This window comes from Mycobacterium sp. ITM-2016-00316, from assembly GCF_002968335.2.
GTDB lineage: Bacteria > Actinomycetota > Actinomycetes > Mycobacteriales > Mycobacteriaceae > Mycobacterium.
In genome coordinates, this window is the sequence record NZ_CP134398.1 from 765816 (window position 1) to 789399 (window position 23584).

The 23584-nt window shown below is 67.3% G+C and carries 26 protein-coding genes and 1 pseudogene; 13 read left to right on the forward strand and 14 right to left on the reverse strand.

The window, feature by feature from the left end:
- Positions 1-4 precede the first annotated feature (4 nt).
- On the forward strand, positions 5-475 hold the full coding sequence (locus C6A86_RS03700; protein WP_233212943.1) for a hypothetical protein: 471 nt from the start codon (positions 5-7) through the stop codon (positions 473-475).
- On the opposite strand, the gene C6A86_RS03705 is transcribed toward C6A86_RS03700, so the two are convergent.
- On the reverse strand, positions 401-1756 hold the full coding sequence (locus C6A86_RS03705) for a hypothetical protein (protein ID WP_105362670.1): 1356 nt from the start codon (positions 1754-1756) through the stop codon (positions 401-403). The genes C6A86_RS03700 and C6A86_RS03705 overlap by 75 nt on opposite strands.
- Positions 1757-1852: 96 nt before the next feature.
- Here C6A86_RS03705 and C6A86_RS03710 point away from each other — a divergent pair, with 96 nt between their 5' ends.
- Positions 1853-2983, forward strand: coding sequence for a nitronate monooxygenase (locus tag C6A86_RS03710; protein ID WP_105362656.1), 1131 nt, complete (start codon positions 1853-1855; stop codon positions 2981-2983).
- 17 nt (positions 2984-3000) lie between these two features.
- Positions 3001-3831 carry an adenylate/guanylate cyclase domain-containing protein gene (locus tag C6A86_RS03715; RefSeq protein WP_105362657.1) on the forward strand — a complete coding sequence of 277 codons (831 nt, stop codon included), beginning with the start codon at positions 3001-3003 and terminating at the stop codon, positions 3829-3831.
- Here the strand turns inward: C6A86_RS03715 and C6A86_RS03720 are convergent.
- Positions 3811-4518 (reverse strand): cutinase family protein, encoded by a 708-nt coding sequence (locus tag C6A86_RS03720; protein ID WP_105362658.1) that lies wholly within the window; start codon positions 4516-4518, stop codon positions 3811-3813. The two genes, C6A86_RS03715 and C6A86_RS03720, sit on opposite strands and share 21 nt — an antisense overlap.
- A gap of 127 nt (positions 4519-4645) precedes the next feature.
- Positions 4646-5308 carry a phosphate signaling complex protein PhoU gene (gene phoU, locus C6A86_RS03725; protein WP_105362659.1) on the reverse strand — a complete coding sequence of 221 codons (663 nt, stop codon included), beginning with the start codon at positions 5306-5308 and terminating at the stop codon, positions 4646-4648.
- Between the two features lie 43 nt (positions 5309-5351).
- Between phoU and C6A86_RS03730 the strand changes: the two genes are divergently transcribed.
- From C6A86_RS03730 to C6A86_RS03740, 3 genes are read left to right on the forward strand one after another with little or no spacing between them, the layout of a single operon-like run.
- Complete coding sequence (locus C6A86_RS03730) at positions 5352-6008, forward strand: AzlC family ABC transporter permease (protein WP_105362660.1); 657 nt, start codon at positions 5352-5354, stop codon at positions 6006-6008.
- Positions 6001-6324: a branched-chain amino acid transporter permease gene (locus tag C6A86_RS03735; RefSeq protein WP_105362661.1), complete on the forward strand. Its 324-nt coding sequence runs from the start codon at positions 6001-6003 to the stop codon at positions 6322-6324. The genes C6A86_RS03730 and C6A86_RS03735 overlap by 8 nt, the downstream gene beginning before the upstream one ends.
- A 14-nt stretch (positions 6325-6338) precedes the next feature.
- Positions 6339-7169: a GNAT family N-acetyltransferase gene (locus C6A86_RS03740; protein ID WP_105362662.1), complete on the forward strand. Its 831-nt coding sequence runs from the start codon at positions 6339-6341 to the stop codon at positions 7167-7169.
- On the opposite strand, the pseudogene C6A86_RS03745 reads toward C6A86_RS03740, so the two are convergent.
- Together C6A86_RS03745 and menE are read right to left on the reverse strand one after the other, a co-directional pair.
- Positions 7163-7794 (reverse strand): annotated as a pseudogene (locus C6A86_RS03745) (pyridoxamine 5'-phosphate oxidase family protein). The gene C6A86_RS03740 and the pseudogene C6A86_RS03745 overlap by 7 nt on opposite strands.
- Complete coding sequence (menE, locus tag C6A86_RS03750) at positions 7794-8936, reverse strand: o-succinylbenzoate--CoA ligase (RefSeq protein ID WP_105362664.1); 1143 nt, start codon at positions 8934-8936, stop codon at positions 7794-7796. Before menE ends, C6A86_RS03745 begins: the two are co-directional and overlap by 1 nt.
- 287 nt (positions 8937-9223) lie before the next feature.
- Between menE and C6A86_RS03755 the strand changes: the two genes are divergently transcribed.
- From C6A86_RS03755 to C6A86_RS03765, 3 genes are read left to right on the forward strand one after another with little or no spacing between them, the layout of a single operon-like run.
- Positions 9224-10471, forward strand: a complete 1248-nt coding sequence (locus tag C6A86_RS03755; RefSeq protein ID WP_105362665.1) for an inorganic phosphate transporter — start codon at positions 9224-9226, stop codon at positions 10469-10471.
- 22 nt (positions 10472-10493) lie between these two features.
- Entirely contained in the window at positions 10494-10769 is a 276-nt protein-coding gene (locus C6A86_RS03760; RefSeq protein ID WP_105362666.1) for a hypothetical protein, read from the forward strand.
- Positions 10770-10779: 10 nt separating this feature from the next.
- On the forward strand, positions 10780-11088 hold the full coding sequence (locus tag C6A86_RS03765) for a DUF3349 domain-containing protein (RefSeq protein WP_105362667.1): 309 nt from the start codon (positions 10780-10782) through the stop codon (positions 11086-11088).
- On the opposite strand, the gene C6A86_RS03770 is transcribed toward C6A86_RS03765, so the two are convergent.
- Positions 11031-11603 (reverse strand): TetR/AcrR family transcriptional regulator, encoded by a 573-nt coding sequence (locus C6A86_RS03770; protein WP_158263248.1) that lies wholly within the window; start codon positions 11601-11603, stop codon positions 11031-11033. The two genes, C6A86_RS03765 and C6A86_RS03770, sit on opposite strands and share 58 nt — an antisense overlap.
- A 218-nt stretch (positions 11604-11821) precedes the next feature.
- Between C6A86_RS03770 and C6A86_RS03775 the strand changes: the two genes are divergently transcribed.
- The 4 genes from C6A86_RS03775 (at position 11822) to C6A86_RS03790 (ending at position 16008) form a co-directional block, all read left to right on the forward strand.
- Positions 11822-12250 carry an MmpS family transport accessory protein gene (locus C6A86_RS03775; protein WP_311101031.1) on the forward strand — a complete coding sequence of 143 codons (429 nt, stop codon included), beginning with the start codon at positions 11822-11824 and terminating at the stop codon, positions 12248-12250.
- Between the two features lie 61 nt (positions 12251-12311).
- Complete coding sequence (locus C6A86_RS03780; protein ID WP_105362334.1) at positions 12312-15209, forward strand: RND family transporter; 2898 nt, start codon at positions 12312-12314, stop codon at positions 15207-15209.
- Between the two features lie 14 nt (positions 15210-15223).
- The gene (locus C6A86_RS03785) at positions 15224-15553 is read left to right on the forward strand and encodes a DUF732 domain-containing protein (RefSeq protein ID WP_396834691.1); all 330 of its coding nucleotides are present in this window, start codon (positions 15224-15226) and stop codon (positions 15551-15553) included.
- A gap of 14 nt (positions 15554-15567) precedes the next feature.
- Positions 15568-16008, forward strand: a complete 441-nt coding sequence (locus C6A86_RS03790) for a DUF5078 domain-containing protein (protein WP_105362335.1) — start codon at positions 15568-15570, stop codon at positions 16006-16008.
- A gap of 7 nt (positions 16009-16015) precedes the next feature.
- On the opposite strand, the gene C6A86_RS03795 is transcribed toward C6A86_RS03790, so the two are convergent.
- The 8 genes from C6A86_RS03795 to C6A86_RS03830 form a co-directional block, all read right to left on the reverse strand.
- Positions 16016-16588 (reverse strand): TetR/AcrR family transcriptional regulator, encoded by a 573-nt coding sequence (locus C6A86_RS03795; protein WP_199196101.1) that lies wholly within the window; start codon positions 16586-16588, stop codon positions 16016-16018.
- A gap of 3 nt (positions 16589-16591) precedes the next feature.
- Complete coding sequence (locus tag C6A86_RS03800; RefSeq protein ID WP_105362336.1) at positions 16592-16963, reverse strand: VOC family protein; 372 nt, start codon at positions 16961-16963, stop codon at positions 16592-16594.
- Positions 16964-16982: 19 nt separating this feature from the next.
- A complete protein-coding gene (locus tag C6A86_RS03805; protein ID WP_199196102.1) occupies positions 16983-17747 on the reverse strand; it encodes an ABC transporter permease in 765 nt (254 codons plus the stop codon).
- Positions 17744-18481 carry an ABC transporter permease gene (locus C6A86_RS03810; protein ID WP_199196103.1) on the reverse strand — a complete coding sequence of 246 codons (738 nt, stop codon included), beginning with the start codon at positions 18479-18481 and terminating at the stop codon, positions 17744-17746. Before C6A86_RS03810 ends, C6A86_RS03805 begins: the two co-directional genes overlap by 4 nt.
- Positions 18478-19413: an ATP-binding cassette domain-containing protein gene (locus C6A86_RS03815; protein ID WP_105362337.1), complete on the reverse strand. Its 936-nt coding sequence runs from the start codon at positions 19411-19413 to the stop codon at positions 18478-18480. Before C6A86_RS03815 ends, C6A86_RS03810 begins: the two co-directional genes overlap by 4 nt.
- Positions 19414-19560: 147 nt before the next feature.
- Positions 19561-21651, reverse strand: coding sequence for an FUSC family protein (locus C6A86_RS03820; protein WP_105362338.1), 2091 nt, complete (start codon positions 21649-21651; stop codon positions 19561-19563).
- Positions 21652-21669: 18 nt separating this feature from the next.
- Complete coding sequence (locus C6A86_RS03825) at positions 21670-22539, reverse strand: SDR family oxidoreductase (RefSeq protein ID WP_105362339.1); 870 nt, start codon at positions 22537-22539, stop codon at positions 21670-21672.
- 66 nt (positions 22540-22605) lie between these two features.
- Positions 22606-23520 (reverse strand): 1,4-dihydroxy-2-naphthoyl-CoA synthase, encoded by a 915-nt coding sequence (locus tag C6A86_RS03830; protein ID WP_233212915.1) that lies wholly within the window; start codon positions 23518-23520, stop codon positions 22606-22608.
- Positions 23521-23584: the final 64 nt, after the last annotated feature.

Consider the following 23584-nt stretch of genomic DNA (forward strand, 5'->3'; position numbering starts at 1 on the left):
GCCGATGCGGATTCTGCTGGCCCTGGCGGGGATCGGTCTCGGCGGCTATGGCGCGCTGCTGGTGTTGGACAACCCGCCGGTGATCATCCTGCGCATCCTGGTGTGGGCGGTCGTCGCCGCGGTGGTACACGATTTCGTGTTCGCGCCGCTGTGTGCGGCGGCGGGCTGGGGCGGGCGCAGGCTGCTGCCTGCGCGCTGGCAATCGCCGGTCGCCGTGGCGGGGCTGTGCACCGTGGTGCTGGTGCTGCTCGCCATTCCGGTCTACGGCAGGCCCGGGATGCGACCCGACAACCCGACGGTGCTGGACCGCGACTATCCACTCGGGTTCTGGATCGCCATGGCCGTGGTGTGGGTCTGCGTGCCGGTGTACTACATCCTCAAGCGCGTCGCGGACTCGCGGTCACCAGTTCGTGAGGATCAGGTGATTGAGCGCCAGGGCGCCGATGACGTTGAGCGCCAACCACCACCGGTGTGACCGCGGCGGCAGCAGCGCTGCGGCAGCGGTCAGCCACACCGTGAACGGCAGCCAGATGCGTTCGGTTTCGGCCTTGCTCAGCATGCTGAGATCGGCGAGCACGATCGACAGGAAGGCCCCGGTCAGCAGGATATGCACGCCGGAGTGCGCGCGTAGCGCCTTGATGTCGAAGACCCGGCCGAGTCCGGCCACGCTGCCCAGGCCGATCGCGCACACCGTCGAGGCCAGGTTCGCCCACACCCAGTACTGGAACGGGCGGTCGTTGGCGATGCCCTGCCAATAGCGTTCCTGGACAAGAAGGTAGCCGTCGAACCACCAGAAGCCGGCTGAGTAGAACACCGCCACCACCGCCAGTGCCGTGATGACGGCGGGCAGCAGGCTGCGCAGCGCCGCGCGCCAGCCGGGGGCGGTCAGCAACACCGCCACCGCGGGCACCGCGATCAGGCCCAGTCCGTAGTTGAGGAAGATGCCCCAACCCAGCAGCAGCCCGGCACCGGCCGCGGTGGGTATCGACCAGCGCGTCGAGCCATGCACGGCCAGCGCCAGCAGGGCGATACCCCAGGCGGCCACACCGGCGAAGTAACCGTCGGCCGATACCGCGATCCAGATGGCGGTCGGGGCCACCGCGACGAAGGGGGCCGCACGTCGCGCGGTGGCCTCGTCGGCGACGGCACGGATGGCGATGATGATCGCTGCGGCGGCGCTGGAACCCACCAGCACGCACAGCAGTCCGGCCCACGCGCCGCCGCCCAGGCCGATGCGATCCAGCCAGACGAAGGTCAGCAGTGCCCCGGGCGGATGGCCCGAGACGTGGGTGATCCACGAATCCGGTTGGAAATCCAGGATTCTGCTCGAGAACGTGCGTAGCGCCTCGGGGATGTCGGTGACGGTCGGGACCTGGCGCAGGTATTCGTGGCGCGCAGCCAGGCGTCCGGCGAAACCGCGTTCCCAGCCGTCGATCATGGCCAGCGAGAATGCCCACAGGAAGGACGTGGCCCAGGTGAGGCCCACCAGCGAACGCCAGCGCACTGCGCCGGCCACGGTCGGTCCCCACCGCACCACCGCCGCGGCGATCAGCAGCGCAGGCACCGTGCCCCAGCCGACGTGGGCGTTCCACCACCCGAAGATCGGCGCGGTATCGGCGAACGCGCGCAGCCGTTCGGGGGTGCTGTTGATCATCGGGGTGACGATGCCGAGATTCAGATGCGGTACCACGAACGCGGCGACCAGCAGTGTCACTCCTGCGGTCAGCGCCACTGCTTCTCGTCGCCCGATGCGCATGCCGTCCACACTATGGGTCGCCGGCTGGAGCATTGCTGACGATTCGGTGACGGGGGCCCCTTCACCGCAGAGTTGACACCTGTCGATAATGGGCGGATGGCATCCACTTCTTCGTCGGACTTCTGCGCGAGTTACGGCATCGACTTCCCGCTCTTCGCGTTCAGTCACTGCCGTGATGTGGTGGCGGCGGTCAGCAACGCCGGTGGTTTCGGAGTCCTCGGCGGTGCCGCGTACTCACCGGAGCAGCTGGACCGCGAGCTCACCTGGATCGACCAGCACGTCAACGGCAAGCCCTACGGCATCGACATCATCGTGCCGGCCAAATTCGAAGGCAAGGGCGAAACACTGTCCGGTGCGGACCTGGCCTCCCGTATCCCGGACAGCTACCGGGAATTCGTCGACAAACTGCTGGCCGACCACGGCATCGAGCCCGACACGAAGGTCCGCACCGGCAAGCCGGTGCTCGCCGGCGGCAACGGCGAGGAACTGCTCGAGGTCGCCATGAGCCACCCGATCACGATGATGGCCAATGCGCTCGGCGTGCCACCGGACTACATGATCGAGGCAGGCCGCGAGCGGGGCATCCCGGTCGCGGCGCTGGTCGGCGCCAAGGAACACGCGGTCAAGCAGGTCGCCGCGGGTGTGGACCTGATCGTCGCGCAGGGCACCGAGGCCGGCGGGCACTGCGGTGAGGTGTCCACCCTGGTGGTCGTCCCCGAGGTCATCGACGCCATCGACGATGCGGTGCCGGTGCTGGCCGCCGGCGGTATCGTCACCGGGCGGCAGATGGCCGCCGCGGTGGCGATGGGCGCCGCCGGCGCCTGGACCGGTTCGGTGTGGCTGACGACCGAAGAGGCCGAGACCGAGCCGCACACCGTCACCAAGATGCTGGCCGCAAGCTCGCGGGACACGGTGCGCTCGGCGGGGCGCACCGGTAAGCCATCGCGCCAGCTGCGCTCGGACTGGACCGATGCCTGGGCTCCCAATCCAGGTGGCCAGCAGCCGCTGCCGCTGCCCCTGCAGAACATGCTGTCCGAGCCGGTTTTGCGTCGCATCGATGCGCTGGCCGATCAGGGGCACGAGGGGGCCCGGCTGCTGTCGACGTATTTCGTCGGTCAGGGTGTCGGCCTGATGAACAAGGTCAAGCCGGCCCGCGATGTGGTGCTCGAATTCATCGAGGATTACCTGGCCGCCACCGAGCGTCTGAGCAACTCGCTTCCCGACTGACCCGTCATACTCGGCGGGTGGCCGGCACCGAACTCCTCCTGTTGGGCGCCGCCGGACTGCTGCTGGCGGGACTGATCACGTTCCTGGTGCTGTTCCTCGTCGCGCGCCGCCAGCTGGGCAACGTCCGCCGCGAACTCAGCCGGCTGCTGGCCGAGCAGGACGTGCAGCGCCGGCGACGACGCCGCGGCGTTGCCCCGTTGGCGCTCAAGACGGTGTTCCAGACCGCGGACATGTTGATCAACAAGGGTCTCGGTGCCACCGTGCGCAACTCGATCGAAGACCTGGCGGGCTGGGCCCAGATCGAACGGCCCGACCTGGCACGGCTCACCGCGGACGGGCGGGTGGTGATCGTGTTCTCCGATATCGAGGGCTCTACGCAGTTCAACGAATCGATGGGTGACCGGGCCTGGGTGCGGGTGCTGGGCAAGCACAACACGCTGATCGAATCGCTGGTCGGCAAGCACGGCGGCCATGTGGTGAAGAACCAGGGCGACGGTTTCATGATGGCCTTCGCCGACCCGGAGAACGCGGTGCGCTGCAGTGCGGACGTGCAGGCCGCCCTGGAGGAGAACCCGCAGCGCTGGGAGTCCATCAGGGTGCGCATCGGGGTGCACATGGGCACCTCGGTGCGTCGTGGCGAGGACCTGTTCGGGTTGGACGTCGCGATGGCGGCTCGGGTCGCCGGTCAGGCCGACGGCGGCGAGGTCCTGCTCAGCGCACCGGTCGGCGAGGCCGTCGCCGGTCTCGACGACATCCTGCTCGGCGCGCCGCGCGAGGTCGAACTCAAGGGGCTGCGTGGCACCCATCTGCTGTACCCGCTGGACGGGTCAACGTGGCGTGGACGCTGACGTGCTCTGAGCGGGTTTGGTGGTCTCGGGTTTCTTGTCCGCCGCCTTGATCAGCTTGGCGGTCCACTCCGCGCCCAGCTTCACCAGACCCGACTCCTGGTACTGGACGTGGGCGTCCCAGTCGCGGCCCAGCGAGCAGATGGGGTCCGCGGGCGCGCACAGATCGGCGGTCCGCGGCCCGAACACGGTGCTCATCCGGGTCAGCGGGTTTCCGATGCGGGCCGAGGGGTTGCCGAACACCACCACCGAGGTGATGTGCGGGACGGCCGCCGCCGGCAGCGGTGCGGTGTAGCCGAGGCCGGCGATGGGTGCGGTGGCGACGACGTCCACCACGGCGGCGCCCTGCGAGTAGCCGCCCAGCACGATCTTCGTCTTCGGGCATTGCGCGACGATGGTCTGGATGCGCTTGCTCATGTCGTTGGCCCCGATCGCCGCCTTCATGAAGTCCCAGGTGGCCGGATACCTGACCGCGTAGGTCTTGACCGACTGGCCCTTGACCATGGGACGCAGGGTGTCCACGAAGGCCTTGCCGACCTTGCCGATACCGGGCGGCTCATCGGTGCCGCGCGCGAAGACGACTTCGATATCGGAGCATTCCGGTGCCGCCGATGCGATGGGTGCGGTGAGCGGGCTCAGGGCAAGCACCAGCCCCGCAGTGATGAGCACGGCCAGTCTTCGGGCGGCCATTACGTGTTCTCCTCGAGGGGTGTCTGGTCGGCTACGTGTCCCCTTCAATGCCCATCATCGTTGACAATATTCACTCTATTAACATCTGTGCCAATTCTGTGACCTAGTTGTGGCGTCGAATCGCTGATCAGATCGGTATCCGACCGACTTCCGGGGTCCTTCCGGACGCCTGGAAAATCACCTTCCGGGCAATGTCCACGGCGTGGTCGGCGAAACGCTCGTAGAAACGGCCGAGCAGCGCCACATCGGTGGCCGAGGCCACCCCGTCGGACCAGCTGTCGTTGAGCACCGTGCCGAGCAGTTGCCGGTTCAGGTCGTTCATCGCTTCGTCGCCCTGCTGGATGCGGGCGGCCTCGACGGTGTCGCCGGCGATCACCGCGCGCTGGGCCCGCTCGGCGAGATCGACGGCGTGGCGGCCCATGTCCGCGAACAAGCCCAGCGTTGCCGCCGGCACGGCGACACCGGTGCGTGCGCGAGTGCCGATCCCGGCGATATTGGTGGCCAGCGCGCCCATCCGGTCGGCGTTGGCGGCGATGCCGAAGGCGGTCATGACGAGACGAAGGTCGTGGGCCACCGGGGCGTGCCGAGCCAGCAGCGAGAAGGCGCGCCGGTCCACCTGTGCGTTGAGCTCGTCGAGGCTGCTCAGGTGGCTGCGAACGCGCCGTGCCGCGGCTGCGTCGCCGACAAGCACGGCCGTGGTCGCGTCGGCGGCGGTGTCGGCGGCGACTCCACACATCTCACCGAGCTCGGCGGTGAGCCGGTCGAGTTGAGCGTGAAATTCGGTCCTCATGGCGTGTCGGTTAACCCGTTGCGGGCACTGTCAAACTGTCCTGATGTCCGTTCTCCGGCTGACGGCCCCGATCGCTCTGGCCTTCCTCCCGCTGGGCGCGGCGCTGGGATTCCTGGTGGTGCACGCCGGCTTGGCCTGGTGGTGGGCGCCGGTGTTCGCCGCGGTGATCTACGCCGGTTCGCTGGAGTTCCTGATGGTCGGGCTGGCCGCGGCCGGCTCGCCGATCGCGACGGTCGCGCTGACGACGTTGATCGTGAATTCCCGGCACGTGTTCTACGCCTTGTCCTTTCCGCTGCATCGGGTTGCCGGGTTGCCCGGCAAGCTCTATAGCACCTACGTCATCTCCGACGAGGCCTATGCGGTCGGTGTCAGTCCCGCCGCCGGGGACTGGACCTCCCGCCAGATCCTGACCATGCAGGCGGGCCTGCACCTGACGTGGACGGTGTCGGCCGGCCTGGGCGGCCTGCTCGGCGCGGCACTGCCGATCGAGCGGCTGCAGGGTCTGGAGTTCGCGCTCACCGCGCTGTTCATCGTGCTGTCCATCGATGCCTACCGCCAGCATCCGGACCGGCTGACCGTGCTGCTGGCGGTGGGCTGCGCCGCCGTCGCGTGGCTGCTGGCGCCGGGGCAGTTGTTGGTGTGGGCATTCGCGGCGTTCACCGTGCTGTTGCTGGCCAGGTACCGGATCGCCGATGCCTGACACCGGATACATCGCGCTGCTGGTCGCGGTCAGCGCCGCGGTCACCTGGGCGCTGCGGGCACTACCGTTCGTGGTGCTGGCGCCCATGCGCCACAGCCCCGTGGTCCGGTACCTGAGCCTGCACATGCCACTGGGGGTGATGGCCATGCTGGCGCTCTACACCCTCCGAGATGTCCCCGAAGCAGCTGGGCGACAACAACTCTGGCTGGTCATCGCGGTGCTGGTGACGGCAGGACTGCAGGTGTGGCGGCGGCACGCGCTGCTGTCCATTTTCTTCGGCACCGGAATTTATGTGGCGCTGATGTCGCTGTGGTGACAAAGTGTCCCGCCGTGAGCAACCTCTTCTGCGGCATCGAGCTGGGCCGGCGCATCGAGCGTGCCGAAGCTGCGCTCATCGGTGCGGCGGTGGTTGCGGCCAGCCGGCGCGGCGCCGACGGATTTGCGCTACCGCTGGCCGGCGGGGTGGCCGCCTACGCAGGGCCGGGCGCGCCGTTCAACAAGGTGGTGGGACTGGGGTTCGCGGGGGTGCCCACCGAGGCGGGTATCGGCGCGGTCGAACGCGCCTACGCCGATCACGGGTCACCGACGCCGATCGAACTGAGCACCCTCGCCGATCCGCGGATCGCCGAACTGCTCGGTGCCCGCGGCTATCGGGTGGTGGCCTTCGAGGACGTACTCGGGTGCGCCCTGGGCGCCACCCCCGAACCGGTGCCGGAAGGTATCGAGGTGCGTCCCGCTTCCGAACACGAACTCGACGCCTGGGTCGACGTGGTGGTGGAGGGGTTCGCGCACCCGGACGGCGAAGGGGTCCCCAGCCCCGAGGAGTTCCCGCGCGATGTGATCGACCGTGCCGAACGTGATTTCGCGGAGGCCGGCGTGACCCCCTATGTGGCGGTGGTCGACGGGCATATCGCCGGCGGCGGGAGCATGCGCGTCACCGACGGTGTGGCGCAGTTGACCGGTGCGGCCACCGCGCCGGACCACCGCCGTCGTGGCGTGCAGGCCGCACTGCTTACGGCCCGTCTGCGCGATGCCGTTGACGCCGGCGCCGACATTGCCGTGGTCACCACGGCGCCCGGGTCGCTGTCACAGCGCAATGTGCAACGACGCGGCTTCCACCTGCTCTACACCCGGGCCGTGTTCGTCAAGGGCGATCAGTAGAGCATCTTGCGGTAGTTCTCTTCGCTGTAGTACGCCTGAGTTCTGCCATGCTCTGCTCGGCCTTGAACGACTTGGCCAGCGCCGCGGTGCTCGGCACCGAATCCGGCGTCCAGGTCTCCGGATTCCAGGCGTCCGAGCGCAGGAACGCCTTCGAGCAGTGGAAGAACACCTCGTCGACGTGGACTTCCAGCGCCAGGATGGGCCGTTTTCCCTGCACCGCGAGATCGTCGAAATAGTCGGCGTCCGAAAGGATTCTGGCCCGGCCATTGATCCGCACGGTGTCCCCACGACCCGGTATGACGAAAATGGTGCCGACGTGCGGATTGGTCAGCACGTTGAGATAGCCGTCCACCCGTTTGTTGCCGGGGCGCTCCGGAATGGCGATGGTGGTGTCATCGATGATGTGCACGAATCCGGGCGGATCACCCTTGGGGGAGACGTCCACCCGGCCGTCGATGTCGGTGGTGGCGACGAAACACAGCGGCGAGTTGGCCACCCATTGCCGGTGTACATCGAGCAGGCGGTCGCCCACCTTGTTGGCCACCGCTGGTGCAGGATGGCCGACGATCTCCCGCAAGGCGTCAACCGACGTGATCTCGACTGGTTCGGTGCTCACCCGATCCATCATGCCCCGAATCGTTGGATCAATGCCCGCCTGTCCAGCTTGCCGATGCCCCGCCGGGGGAGTTCGTCGACGAAGTGCAACTGCCGCGGTGCGGCGGTGGGGTCGAGGGTCCTGCCTACATGGGCCCGCAGCTCTGCGAGCGTCGGTTCGCGCTGCCCGGCCGCCAGCACGACCGCCGCGACGACGCGCTGTCCGAGGCGGGCATCGGGCACCCCGAACACCGCGCACTCGGCGACGGCGGGGTGGCCTGCCAACGCGTTCTCCACCAGCTGGGGCAGCACGGTCAGCCCGCCGGTGCTGACCGCGTCATCGGCACGGCCCAGGATGCGCAGCATGCCCGAATCATCCATCGCACCAAAGTCATCGGTGCGGAACCAGCCCGGCTCGGCGAACGGGTCGGGGTTTGCCGGGTTGCGGTACCCGGATGCCAGCACCGGCCCGCCGAGGGACACCCGACCCGCGTCGAGACGTATCTGCACGCCGTCCAGCGGCACACCGTCGTACACACAACCACCGCAGGTTTCGCTCATCCCGTAGGTCCGCACCACCCGAACCCCAGCGGCCGCGGCCTTCTCGCGCACCCCCGTCGGCATCGGGCCACCGCCGATCAGGACAGCGTCGAGTTCGCCCAGCGCCGCGGCGGCCGATGGGTCGGCCAGCGCCTTGTCGAGCTGATTGGACACCAGCGAGGTGTAGCGCCGCCCGGTTCCCATCGCGGCCACCGCGGCGACCAGGTCGGCGGGCTCGAAACTCGCGTCCAGTGCGACGGGCACGCTACCGCCGACGACACTGCGCACCAGGACCTGCAGGCCGGCCACGTGATAGGCGGGCAGCGCCAGCAGCCAGCGGCCCGTACCGCCGAGACGCCGGTGGGTCGCGGTGGCGCTACAGGTCAGCGCGGCAGCGGAAAGCATGGCGCCCTTGGGGATTCCGGTCGTGCCAGAGGTCGATACGACGACCGCGATATCGTCGTCGATGAGTTCGCCGGCGCGCAGCGTGGCGGTCAGCAACTCGCGCTGGCGGGCATCGGCGGCCGGCACCGGCAGACGCGCCCCGCCCCCGGCGAGTGCTGACTCAAGATCCGGCAGTATCGCCAGGGCCGCGGCGCCGGTGCCGACGGCGAGGGTGCTCAGGACGGTGATGCCGGGCCCTCCGGATCCTGTTCTCTCGAGTCAACGAGCGGCCGGTCCTGGGTGGACAGCCGGGCCCGCACCCGTGCGGCGTCTTCCTCCAGCATTGCGTTCACTGCGCCAGCCTGCCAGATGGGTGTCACCTGCGCCGACGTTGCCGACAATCTCCAACGCCGGCCGGCGCGATCATGAACGCTCGACGAACAACGTCGGGCTCCACCTCAAACCCGCAGGTGGGAGGCGACTCCCGACTTGGGTGAAATTACGCGAAATGCTGTGAGATGTCTCAGAATTGCGGCATGAGCGCTGAGCTGATCATTCTGGTGTTGCTGATTGCCACAGCACTGGCATTCGACTTCACCAACGGCTTTCATGACACCGGCAACGCGATGGCGACCTCCATCGCGACCGGGGCGCTCAAACCCAAGACCGCGGTGGTGCTGGCCGGCGTGCTGAACCTGGTGGGTGCCTTCCTCTCGGTCGAGGTGGCCGTCACGGTCACCACCTCGGTGCTGAAGGTGCAGGACTCCAGCACCGGCTCGCTCTTGCCGGGGATCGATGCTTCGACGGGCCTGACCATCATCTTCGCCGGTCTGATCGGCGGCATTCTGTGGAATCTGCTCACCTGGCTGTTCGGCATCCCGTCGAGTTCCTCGCACGCGCTTTTCGGTGGGCTCATCGGCGCCGGCCTGGCCGCGCTGGGCACCGCGGGCGTCAACTGGTCCGGCGTTACCCAGAAGGTGCTGATCCCTGCGGTCGCCGCACCCGTCATCGCCGGCCTGGTCGCCTGCTGCGGCACCTGGGTGGTCTACAAGCTCACCCGCAACGTTGCCGAGAAGCAGCGCCGGGAGGGCTTCCGCTGGGGGCAGATCGCCACGGCCTCGCTGGTCGCGCTGGCGCACGGCACCAACGATGCGCAGAAGACCATGGGTGTCATCGCGCTCGCCCTCATCACCACCGGGCACCTGACCGGTGATGTCAAGGAACAGGGTCTTCCGTTCTGGATCATCTTCAGTTGTGCGGTCGCCATCGGCCTCGGTACCTACCTGGGCGGCTGGCGGGTCATCCGCACGCTGGGCAAGGGCCTGGTCGAGATCGAGTCACCTCAGGGCTTCGCCGCCGAAGCCTCCTCTGCGGCAATCATTCTGAGCTCCAGCGCAGCCGGTATGGCGCTGTCGACCACGCACGTGGCCACCGGATCGATCCTCGGCAGCGGCGTGGGCAAGCCCGGCGCCGAGGTGCGTTGGGCGGTCGCGGGCCGGATGGCCGTCGCCTGGCTGGTCACGCTGCCCGCCGCCGGATTGGTCGGCGCGCTGTCGTACTGGCTGTCCAACGGCGTGAAGTCGTTGACCGGCTCCGACCTGATCGGTGACGGGCTGATCTTCCTGCTCCTCATCGGGCTGTCCGCCTACATGTGGTGGCGCGCCCAGCAGCAGAAGGTCGACCACAGCAATGTCAACGCCGACTGGGATGCCTCGACCAACTCCGTTGTTCCGGCCGAGCTACGCGAAACCAGTTCGGACAGCAAGCCCGCCGCGTCGGTCTGACCGCACAAGCTAAGGAATTCTGATGGTGTACATGGAGAGCATTCTGAAGGTGCTGGGGATCGGCCTGCTGCTCGGTGCCGGTCTGCCCGCGGTGTTCGCGCTCGGACTGGTGGCCTACGCTCGTGGCGACGGCGCGGATGTAGCTGCGGCCCCTGCGAATCCCGCGCTGAAGTTTCTCGGTATCGCACTGTTCGTCTTCGTCGGTTGGGTGATCTTGACGGCGGTGCTGTGGATCACCAGAGCCACGATCATTCACCACACCGGTGTGGACCTCTTCCCGTTCCTGCCCAAGAAGTGAGTACATGGATATGAGTGAGAACAAGAGCTTTCTGGACAGCGTCCTCGGCTGGCTGCACCAGGGTTACCCCGAGGGAGTTCCTCCGACGGACTACTTCGCGCTGCTGGCGCTGCTCAAGCGCTCGCTCACCGAGGACGAAGTGGTCAAGGCCGCCCAGGCGGTCCTGCGGTCCAGTAATGGTGACACACCGGTGACCGAGGCCGAGATCAGCGGCGCCATCCAGATGATCATCGCCAAGGAGCCCAATCCCGAAGAGCTGCATCAGGTTGCGTCCCGGCTGGCCTCGGTGGGCTGGCCGCTGGCAGCACCCGCTCGCTGACCGGGCACCAGGCACTGCCTGAAGTAGCTGAGCAGCACCGCGCGCAGCTGCGGGGCAGAGATATCTTTCAGCGTCGAAACTGTTGCGCAGTAGTAGCTTCCGGTGACGGCCACGGCCAGTGATACGCGTGTCGTGTAGTCATGATCGGGCCCCAGCAGCAGCGCGCGAAAGCGGTCGGCGGTGGCTTGAAGTTCGGGGTGTCGGGCGACGAGGTGGTCGATGTAGCGGTCCCTGCGGAACGGGAACGCCGCGTGGCGCTGGCGGATCATCAGGTCGACCACACCTTCGATGGTCATATCCTGTCGAGAGGCGCTGTGCGGTAATGCTTCCGCACGTTCTATGAGACGCGCCAGGTCCTCGAAGATGGGCCGCAGTGTCGCAAGGACGATGTCATCCTTGGATTTGAACTGGTAATAGACCGCGGCTTTGCCGACGCCGATCCGGTCGGCGATCATCTGCAGCGATGTGCCCTGCACGCCGTGTTCGGCGAACAACCCGACGGCCACCGCGACCACGCGGTCACGTGCGGTGACCACGTCCCCCCTCCCGTCGCTGCGGTGCCCAAGCGTGTCCATATCGTCCTTCTGGCTAGTCATTGTTACGTGGTGTGATGAGCAACACTTAGCCGTACGGCTTGTAAGAAGTAAGCCGATTGTATAACTTGAGTGCCACTGATGGCTGAGGGGTTCATCGGACCAGCCAACCGGCGCGTCACTGCAGGAGGAAAGCGGACATGCAACTGCTCAAACGGGCTTGGCTGCCCCTGGTGATCGTCGTGGTGGTGGGGGTAGCCGGCTTCACAGTGGACCGCGTCCGCGGCATGTTCGCGTCCGACCCGCCACTGGTCACGCCGATCGAGTTCGCCAACGACCCTGAGCCGTTCGATCCAAAAGTAGTGACCTACGAGATCTTTGGCCCGGAAGGGGCGGCAGTAGATGTGAACTACGTGGACCTGCAGGGCGAACCGCAGCGCGTCGACGGTGCGATCCTGCCGTGGTCGGTCACGCTGCAGACGACCGAACCCTCGGCCGCGGCCAACATCGTCGCCCAGGGCAAGACCAGCTTCCTGGGTTGTCGGGTGCTCGTCGACGGGGAGCTGAAGGACGAGCGCAGCATCAGCGGCACCAATGTCCAGACCTTCTGCATCGTGAAGTCGGCATGAGCGACGCTTGCGGAGCGAATCGACGGGTGACAGGCGAGACCCGAGCCTGCGAGGGGGTCGCATGAGCGCGCACAGTGCGGATGCGCCCACCGGGCCCATCGCCGTCGTGCCCGCCGCACACGAAACCGCCCATTTCGGCAGGATTGCCCGGCTGTTCCGAACGCTGGCCATCCCCTTCATCCTCGGCTGGATCGCCATCGCGGTCCTACTGAACGTTGCCGTCCCGCAGTTGGAAGCGGTCGGTGAGATGCGGTCGGTCTCGATGAGCCCGAAAGAGGCGCCGGCCGTCATCGCCACCGAGCACATCGGACGCGTCTTCGACGAATACGAGTCCAACAGCTCGGTGATGATCGTGCTGGAGGGCAAGGACAAGCTCGGTGACGATTCTCGTCGCTACTACTCAGAGCTGATCGAGAAGCTGCGCGCGGACACCAAACACGTTGAGCACGTTCAAGACTTGTGGAGCGATCCGCTCACCGCATCCGGTGTGCAGAGCGGGGACGGCAAGGCCGTCTACGTCTCGGCAAACCTGGCCGGAAACCAGGGCGAGGCGCTGTCGCTGGAGTCCATCGAAGCCGTCAAGAACATCGTGCACAGCGTGGCGGCGCCCCCGGGGGTCGAGGTCTTCGTCACTGGCTCCGCAGCGATGACGGCCGAGCAGACCGAGGCCAGCCACGGCAGTATGCGGTTGATCGAGGCGTTGACCTTCGTGGTCATCATCACCATGTTGCTCATCATCTACCGCTCGCTCATGACGATGGTGATGATGATCGTGATGGTCGCGGTCAGCCTACTGACCGTGCGAGGCGCGGTGGCCGCGCTCGGCTATTACGAGATCATTGGTCTCTCGACGTTTGCCACCGGTCTGCTGGTCACGCTCGCCATCGCGATATCGGTGGACTATGCGATCTTCCTCATCGGCCGATATCAGGAGGCCAGGAGCGCCGGCGAGGATCGAGAACAGGCGTACTACACCATGTTCGGTGGAACCGCGCACGTGATCGTCGGCTCCGGTCTGACCATCGCAAGCGCCACCTTCTGCCTGAGTTTCACCCGGTTGCCGTACTTTCAGACCCTCGGTGTGCCACTGGCCGTCGGGATGCTGGTGCTGATCGTCACGGCCATGACCTTCGGGCCGGCCATGGTCACCGTGGGCGCGCGTTTCCTGGATCCCAAACGTGCCGGGCGCGTGCGGGGTTGGCGCAAGGTCGGCGCCGCGGTGGTGCGCTGGCCCGGTGCGATCCTGATTTCCTCGATCGCCGTCTCGTTGATCGGTCTGCTGGCGCTGCCGGGTTACAAGACCAGCTACAACGACCGGCTGTACCTACCGGATGAGATCAGTGCAAACCAGGGTTATGCAGCGGCCGAACGGCATTTCTCACCGGCCCGGCTGAACCCGGAGATCCTGATGATCGAGAGTGACCGGGATCTGCGGAACCCGGCCGACTTCCTGGTCATCGAGAAGATCGCCAAGGCCATCTTCCAGGTCGACGGTATCGGCCGGGTGCAGACCATCACCCGGCCAGACGGCACGCCGATCGAGAACACCTCGATCCCATACATGATCAGTCAGAACAGCACGCTGCAGCGGTTGAACGAGAAGTACAACCAGGACCGCACCGCCGACATGACCAATCAGGTGGCGGACATGGACCGGACCATCGCCAGCATGGACAAGATGCAGACGATCACCGAGGAGATGGCCGACACCACGGCCAAGATGGTGTCGTCGATGGACCTCATGGTCGGTGACATCGAGGACATGCGGGACAGCATCGCCAACTTCGACGACTTCTTCCGGCCGATGCGCAACTACCTCTACTGGGAACCGCATTGCTACAACATCCCGATGTGCTGGTCCATTCGGTCCGTCTTCGACGTGCTCGACGGCATCGATGTGATGACCACCAACATGAACGAGATGATGCCGCAGATGCATCGGCTCAACGAACTGATGCCGCAGATGATTGCGATCATGCCCGAGATGAAGCAGACCATGGTCAACATGAAAGAAATGATGCAGACCATGCAGCAGACCCAGCAGGGTATGCAGGAGCAGCAGCGCATCATGTCGGAGACGTCGACCGAGATGGGTAAGGCCTTCAACGATGCGATGAACGACGACTCGTTCTATCTGCCGGCCGAGGCGTTCGACAATCCCGATTTCGCAAAGGGATTGGAGCAGTTCCTGTCGCCGGACGGGCATGCGGTGCGATTCATGATCAACCATGAGGGCGATCCGATGTCCGCCGAGGGCATCGAGCGGATCGATCCGGTCAAGACCGCGGCCAAGAACGCCATCAAGGGCACCCCGCTGGAGGGCTCGACGATCTACATGGGCGGTACCGCATCCACCTTCAAGGACATGGCCGACGGGACGCAGTACGACCTGATCATCGCCGGGATCGCCGCGATCGGTCTGATCTTCCTGATCATGCTGATTCTCACCAGGGCGATCGTCGCGGCGGCGGTGATCGTCGGCACGGTGGTGCTTTCGCTGGGTGCGTCCTTCGGTGTCTCGGTGCTGCTGTGGCAGCACCTGCTCGGAATCGAGCTGCACTGGATGGTGCTACCGATGGCGGTGATCATCCTGCTTGCGGTGGGCGCGGACTACAACCTGCTGGTGGTCTCCCGCATGAAGGAAGAAATACATGCGGGGCTGAACACCGGCATGATCCGGGCCATGGGTGGCAGTGGTTCCACCGTCACCGCGGCAGGCATGGTGTTCGCCTTCACCATGATGGTGATGGCCGTCAGCGATCTGACGATCATGGGTCAGGTCGGTACCACGATCGGTCTCGGTCTGCTGTTCGACACCCTGGTGATCCGCTCGTTCATGACACCTTCTATTGCAGCCCTGCTCGGCAAGTGGTTCTGGTGGCCCCAACATGTGCGCCAGCGGCCGAAGCCGCAAGCCTGGCCGCCGATCCAGCGTCGACCACAGGATGCGTTGGTGTGATGAGGTTTTCGATGATGAAGTCGGCCATAGCCGGGTGCGTCGCGGCGCTGGCCTTCGCGACCGCACCGGTGGCCCACGCCGACCGCGATGAAGCGTTTGCAGATCAGTTGCACGACTACGGGATCTACGGCCAGAAGGACTTCAACGCCTGGATCGCCAAGCTGATGTGCAAGCGTTTGAACAACGGGCACGACGCGGACGCCTTCGCCTCGGCGGAGTTCGTCCACGAACAACTGAACCGCGGCTCCACGACGGATCAGGCCTGGCAGTTCGTGGGCGGAGCGATCCCGCTCTACTGCCCCGAACAGGCGCCCGCGTTGCAACGCGCCGCCGACCGACGTTGAAAGGGCCGAACGTGATGCGCCGCAACCGATTCATCGCCACCGCAGGTGCCGTCGTGGTACTGCTGGCCACGCCGGGCATCGCCGCCGCCGATGCCACCGACGAGTATCCGATCCCGAGCAACATGCTCAAGACCACCTGCACCGTGGACCAGTACATGGCCGCGGTCCGCGACACCAACCCGGTGTACTACGAGCGCTACATGATCGACTACAACAACAAGTCCCCCGACGTGCAGCGGTGGGCGCGGGATCGCATCACCTGGTTCTTCTCCATGGACTATGCGGGACGGCGCCAGTACTCCGAGGACACCGCCACCAACGCGTTCTACGAACAGCTGGCCTGGAATTGGCCGAACTGGGCCAAGTTGTTCTTCAACAACAAGGGCGTCGTCGCGCACGGCACGAAGAACTGCGCGACCTACCCGCCCGCCGATCCCGGCGTCTGGACCTGGTAGCGCCTGCTCACTCGAAATAGGAAGTGGTGCGCGTCAGCTGCTGCGCCACCTCCAACAGCGTCCGGTGCAGGACTTCGTCGCTGACATCGCCCAGCGATCTGTCGGTGACGGCGGCGAAGATGCCGCTGGTGACCATCGATATCACGACCCGGCCCGCTGGGCCGTGCCCGCCGCCGAGCAGCAGGTTCGTGAAGCGATCCTTGATATCGGTGAGATCCGGCCGGGACTGCACGAGGCTCTCCAGCACCGGGTCACCGGCCAGCACCGCGGCCAGTCTGCGGTGCCGCACGCTGAACTCGATGAAACCGCTGATGGTGATCTCGCGCCGGGTCTCGGGGTCGGGCACCGCCTCGGCGATCGTCACCACGCGGGCCATATCGTCGAACATCGGCTGCGCGGCGGCCGCCACGATCTCCTCTTTGGAGTGGAACTGGTAGTAGACCGACGCCTTACCCACACCGATGCTGTCGGCGATCATCTGCAGGGTGGTGCCGCTGACACCGTGCTCGGCGAACTGCGCCAGCGCGGCCTCCAGCACGCGGGCACGGGCGGTGCCGCGCCCCAACACGGATTTGGCCATGCGTCAGTCCCTGGTGTCGCGGCGCAGCGGATGCGTGTCGGGGACCTGGACGAAGATCAGCGTGACACCGTCGGGATCGGCGACGTGCATCTCGTGCAAACCCCAGGGCTCCTCGGTGGCGGCCCGCGCGATCGGCACACCCCGGCCGGTCAGCTCGGTCTGGGCGGCGTAGACGTCGCGCACCTGCAGCCAGAGAATCCCGGCTGCGGCCGGCTCACCGTGCCCGGCCAGCTCGATCAGCGACTGTCCGGCGTAAAAGACGGTGCCACCGCCGTATTCGCGGGCAATGGCCAGCCCGATCCGGTCGCGGTAGAACTCGAGGGACGTCGGGTAGTCGGCCGGCCGTATCAGCATCCGGCTGGCCAGGATCTCCATACGTCGTGTTTATCACGGGTCAGGCGGATTCGGCCGCGACACGGTAGCCGCGCACCGCGATGGGCCCGAACACCGCCAGCAACCCGGTGACCCACGCCGCGGACTGCAGCACGGGCCACAGGATCGGCCCGCCGACGGCCAGTCCGCGCATCGCTTCGATTGCCGGGGACATCGGCTGGGCCCGCACCACGGGTTCGAGCCAGTGCGGGAACACGTCGACCGGCACCATGCCGGAGTTGAAGAACAACAGCAGAAAGCACACCGTGGACAGGCCGGTGATGATGTTCTTCCCGTTCGACTGCACGGCGACGGCCACGATGACGGCGGCGAACCCGACCACCATGAACACCGGGATCGCCACGAAAGCGATTGCCGCCGGCCAACCTTGGCCGAAGCGCAGGCCCATCGCGACGCCGACGGCGGTGATCACCAGGGTGCCGACGAAGGCCCGGGTGCCCTCGGCGAGCAGTCTGCCGGTGAGCGCGCTGGCCCGGTGCACTGGCAGCGCCCACAGCCTGCTGAGCAGGCCGGACTCCCGTTCGTCGGGGATGGCCGCACCGGTGCCCATCGCGCCGAACAGGGCTCCGGCGATCGCGCACATCGGCACCAGGCCGTACAGGCTGTTCCCGCCGGTCAGGTGCAGCACCGATTCGCCGATGACCTGCTTGTAGACGATCAGCAGGAAGGTGGGAAATATCAGCGACTGGATCAGCACGACCGGGGCGCGTTGCCAGCCCAGCAACAGCCGGCGGGCCTGCAGGCGGCTCTGGCGGAGCAGGGTCATGACGCCCGCCTTTGCATCCGGACCGCGATCGCGCCGAACGCCACCAGCAGCCCGGCACACCAGGTGAGGCTGAGCGCGAGGTGGCGGTACTCGCCGATGGTCAGCCCGCGCAGCGTCTCGGCGATCACCGACACCGGCTGATGCCGCACGAACGGACCCAGCCAGGACGGGAACGCCTCCGCCGGAGCGATTCCGGTGGACAGCATCACCAGCAGCAGTTGCGGGATCAACAGGGTCTGGCCGGCCTCCTCGGTGCTGCCGGCCAGTGATCCCAGGGCGTCCGCGCCCAGCGACAACGCCAGCGACAGCAGCAGCGCGAGTCCGATGAAGACGGTTACCGCGGCCACACTGCCGGAGAACCGGAAGCCGAACAGATATCCGATGACGATCGCGCCCACCATCGCCGCGCACGCCCGCACCAACGCCGAGAGCATCCGGGCGGTCACCGGTGCCAGCGCGGTGACCGGAAGTGATCGCATCCGAATACCCATGCCGCTCAGGTTGTCTCGCGCCGCCCGGTCGGCGGTGGTCATGGCGGTGAAGATCATCGCCTGCACCACGATGACGGGCAGGATGTACTGGGCGTAGCTCATGGTGCCGGTGTCGATGACATTGCGCAGGGTGATGTCGAAGCACACGAAGAACGCGATCGGCCCGCCGACGGCGAACACCAGGTCACCGCCGCGCAAGGTGCCGAGCACCGACCGCCGGGTCAGCGCGCCGAGTGCGGTCACGGCGCCGGGGCCGTCAGGGTGAAGAACACCTCGTCCAGCGAGGGTTTGCGCAGCGCGATGTCACCGACCTCGATACGGAGGGCCTCGAGCCGGCGGAACACCTCGCTGAGCGTGCTCAGGCCGCCCGGTGCCGGAATCGACAGTGCCCCGGTGTCCGGGTCCGTGCTGACCTCCCCGAGTCCGGACAGTGCTTCGGCGATGCGCGGCCCATCGGCGGTGTGCACAGGTGTCACCTGGCAGAAGCTGCCGCCCACGCGTTGCTTGAGTTCGTCGGCGGTGCCTTCGGCGATCACCCTGCCGTGATCGATGACGACGATCGAATCCGACAGCGCATCCGCCTCGTCGAGGTACTGGGTGGTCAGCAGCACGCTGGTGCCGCGGCCGGTCAGCGAGCTCACCAGGTCCCAGACCTCGCGCCGGCTGCGCGGGTCCAGCCCGGTGGTGGGTTCGTCCAAGAACACCACCGCGGGCTCGGCGACCAGCCCGCAGGCGATATCGGCGCGGCGGCGCATCCCGCCGGAGTAGGTGCCGACCCGGCGCCCCGCGGCGTCGGTCAGGCTGAACGCCTCGAGCAGTTCGTCGGCGCGGGCGCGGGCCTGCGCGCGGGTCAGCCCGTTGAGTTCGCCGAACAGCACCAGGTTCTCCCGGCCGGTCAGCATCTCGTCGATCGCGGCGTACTGGCCGGTGAGCCCGATGCTCTTGCGCACCTGGGCGGCCTGGGTGACGACGTCGTAGCCGGCGACCTTCGCCGATCCGGAGGTCGGCCGGATCAGCGTGGACAGCACGTTGATGGTGGTGGTCTTGCCCGCGCCGTTGGGTCCGAGCACCCCGAGCACGGTGCCGGCCGGCATGCGGAACGTCACGCCGCTCAGGGCCTGTTTGTCCCGAAAGGACTTGGTGATGTCGTCCAGTTCGATCGCATACTCCGGCACCGGCCGAGTATGGCATGCCTAACCTAAAGTCGATCCGCTGCCCGCAGCCCGATCGTGAAGGCCGCCCCTGACTCAATCTCCCGCGAGCGTGCGTGTCTGCGGGCCAACACGCCGGGTCTTCGGAGAGTCCGCGCACGCTCGCTGGAATCAACTACTCGGGTACAGCAGTTCGAGTTCACCGAGGTGGGCCGCGACGGTGAGCAACGGCAGCGCCGCGGACACCGCGAGTGCGTCGGCCCCGGCCTCGGCGCGCAGCGCCAGCACGAAGTCGTCGCTGATCGGCTGTCCCGACGCTCCTTTTTCCGCGCACACCACCTCGGCGTGCTGTTCCAGCAGTTCGCGCGCTCGCGGATACACCCCGAGCGGTGGGGGCACCACATCGGCCACCAACTCCGCCGCGGCCCGCAGTCGCACCGCGCGGTTGGCCGCCCGCACGATCGGCGCCCGCACGTCGTTGTGGCCACCGTTCTCCGAAAGATACTGCCGGACAGCATCATCGAGGCTCCGGCTGGCCTCCAGCGCGCTGCGGCTGAGCGAGAACACCTGGTTGTCGGTGGTCTCGGAGGATCCGCAGATGACGCGGCGCACGGCCGCCTTGAGCAGTGCCGCGCCCGCCGCGCGCGCGTTGTCGACCGCCAGCGATGTCGGCGCTGATGCCCCGCGGGGCCACAGCAACAGCGAGACCGCGACGCCGACCAGCGCCCCCACCACGACGTCTTCGACGCGGATGAGCCCCACCGCCCACCCCGAGGGCTGGATGAGGTTGAAGATGATCAACACCATCATCGTGAACGCCGCCTGCCCGGCGATGAACGATGCCACCTCGGGCACGAAGGCCGAGCCGAAGGCGACCATCGGCAGCAGCAGCCACATCACCACCGGGTCCACGCCGACCAGCTCGATCACCGCGACACCCAGCGCGAACCCGAGTACGGTACCGGCCACTGCGCGCAGCACCCGGGTCCCGGTGGTGAGCGCGCTGCTGCGCAGCACCGACAGCGCGCCGAGCACGACCCAGAACCCGTGCTCCACCGGGAACACGTGGGTGACCGCGACGGCCAGTGCCAGGCCCAGCCCGGTGCGCAGGCTGTTGCGCAACACCAGCGCCCGGGTATCCAGGAAACCCTTGGTGATGGCCGCGACGGCCGTGGTCTCGGGCATCACCCAGTCCGCGGCACCGGTCTCCGGGAGTCCGCGCCCCAGCACCCGCGCCCAGACCGGCCGGGCGTCGGCCAGCGCGGCGTTGCGGATGATGCGTCCGGTGACACCCACGGTGGCCGAGAAAGTGCGGCGCCCCAGCAGGACCCGGCCGACCTCGACGGCGGTCGCGTCATCGGGAACCGCGAGGATCTGCTCGATGTCCTCCCGGTAGCGGCCCTGGGCGACCGCCCGCAGGTCGGTCAGCGCGGAGGTGAGCTCGGTGCCGCGGGTGGCGCGCAGCCGTGGATCGGAGATGGAAAGCACCGCCGCGCAGTCGCGCAGCACGGCGACAATGGGTGGCAGCAGATCGCCGAGGGCCGCGCCGGTCCGGTCGGTGATCCGGTCGGACAGCCAGCCGAGATCGTCGACCACGCGGACCAACGCCCGGCTGCCCGCGGTCAGGGCGACCGGGCGGAAATCGGCGTTGACGAAGTTGGCCCACAACGCGTTCATGGCCCGGGTGACGTCCTTGGTCGACGCGACACCCTCCAGGCAGTCCGTGAGCGCGCGGCACACGCTTGCCGCGTGCCTGCGCAGGTCGTCGTGATGCCGCGGTGGAAGCAGGAACAGCGCCGCCGGCACGCACACGGCCAGCGCGATCAGCCATCCGGTCAGCCGTTCGTCGATGGGGCCGGGCGGCGTGCAGGCGGGCAGCACGAAGGTCAGCAGGGTGGCGCGCTGCCCGGCGGCGACGGTCTCGCTGAGCACCCCGGAGAACATCACCGTGACACCGAGGATGAACATCGACCCGACGCTGAGCCACGGGTAGGGCGCCACCAGGGTGCCGATGCTGATCAGCACCGCGCCGTTGAACCCGAGCCCGGCGTAGGCCAGGGCGCGGGCGGACCGGTTGCCGGGGAAGTCGGCGATGATCAGCAACGCCACCGAACCGAAGATGGCGAACATCGGCGCCTGCGTGCCGCCGGCGAGCAGGAAGCTGACTGCCGCCGCGACGGGGAGGACGATGGCCGCCCGGGCGGCACGGCGCAGCGCGTCGTACTCGGGGTCTCGCTGCCGGATCCAGTCCAGGGTCAGCATGGGTTTCGATGGTAGGTGCTAGGAGGTTTCTACGACGCCGCGCTTCATGATCACGCCTAGCAGCCCGGGCGCCACACTGTCGAGCGCCTTGGCGGTGACCGCCATCCGCGGCGCAATACGCACCGGGCGGGTGCGGGCCGCGGTCACCATCCAGTCGGCGGCCTCCTCGGCGGACAGCCCCGGCATCGCCACGAACTCCTTGGTCGGCTCGATCATCGGCGTCTTCACCAGCGGGTAGTACAGCGTGGTGGAATGCACACCCTTGCCCGACCATTCGGTCTCGGCCACCCGGCTCGCCGCGGTCAGCGCGGCCTTGGACGCCTGATACGCACCGAACAGCGGGGAGGATTCGTTCATCACACCCCAGGTGGACACGTTGATGACGTGCCCGTCGCCGCGCGCGATCATGCCCGGCACCAGGGCGCGCATCAGACGCAACGGCGCGTAGTAGTTCAGCGCCATGGTGCGTTCGATGTCGTGCCAGCGTTCCAGCGAGTCGATCAGCGGCCGCCGGATCGAGCGGCCGGCGTTGTTGACCAGGATGTCCACGCCGCCATGGCTTTCCACAACCCGGGCGGCCAATGCGTCGACGGCGTCGAGGTCGGACAGGTCGGCGGTGATCGCCTCGGCCATACCGCCGTTCTCGCGGATCCGGTCGGCCACCGCGCCGAGCAGATCCTCGCGCCGCGCCACCACGATGACGCTGGCGCCCAGCTTGGCCAGTTTCACTGCCGAGGCTTCGCCGATACCGGAGGACGCCCCGGTGATCAGGACGCGCTTCCCGCGCAACTCGACCTCGGGGCCGCGGCCCAGGTACTCGGTCAGCGGGGGCCGCATGCTGGTCAGCAGCACGGCGTCGGACAGCCGGCGCAAAGGGTTCTTACTCACCGCTTGATCTTAGAGTTGGGCGCGTTTTCGTCCGCTGACCATACGTATCCGCGCCGAAATCGAGGCTCAGAAGTAGCGGGGGAACCCGCTCCAGTCCGGTTCCCGCTTCTCCAGGAACGCGTCCCGTCCCTCCACGGCCTCATCGGTCATATAGGCCAGACGCGTTGCCTCACCGGCGAACACCTGCTGGCCCACCAGCCCGTCGTCGATCAGGTTGAAGCCGAACTTGAGCATCCGGATCGCCTGCGGGGACTTGCCGTTGATCTCGGCCGCCCACTGCAGACCCTCGGTCTCCAGGTCGGCGTGGTCGACGACGGCGTTCACCGCCCCCATCTGATACATGGTCTGCGCGTCGTAGGGCCGGCCCAGGAAGAAGATCTCACGGGCGAATTTCTGGCCGGATTGGCGGGCCAGGTAGGCGCTGCCGAACCCGCCGTCGAAGCTGCCGACATCGGCATCGGTCTGCTTGAACCTGGCGTGCTCGCGGCTGGCCAGGGTGAGGTCGCAGGTGACGTGCAGACTGTGTCCGCCGCCGGCCGCCCAGCCGTTGACCAGGCAGATGACCACCTTGGGCATGAACCGGATGAGCCGCTGCACCTCCAGGATGTGCAGCCTGCCGGCCCGGGCCGGGTCCACGGTTTCGGCGGTCTCGCCTTCGGCGTATTGGTAGCCGCTGCGGCCGCGGATGCGCTGGTCACCGCCGGAGCAGAACGCCCAGCCGCCGTCCTTGGCGGACGGGCCGTTGCCGGTCAGCAGGATGACGCCGACATCGGGGGACATCCGGGCGTGGTCGAGCACCCGGTAGAGCTCGTCGACGGTGTGCGGACGGAACGCATTGCGCACGTCGGGCCGGTCGAAGGCGACCCGCACGGTGGGCTGGCGCACTCCGTCGACGACGTGCCGGTGGTAGGTGATGTCGGTCAGCTCGAAGCCGTCGACGGGCTGCCAGCGGGACGGATCGAACGGGTTCGCAGTGGTCACGCATGAGACTTTAGGCGCGAGCGCGACGGCGACCATCGGCAGGTTTCGACGGGTCGGGCATCGG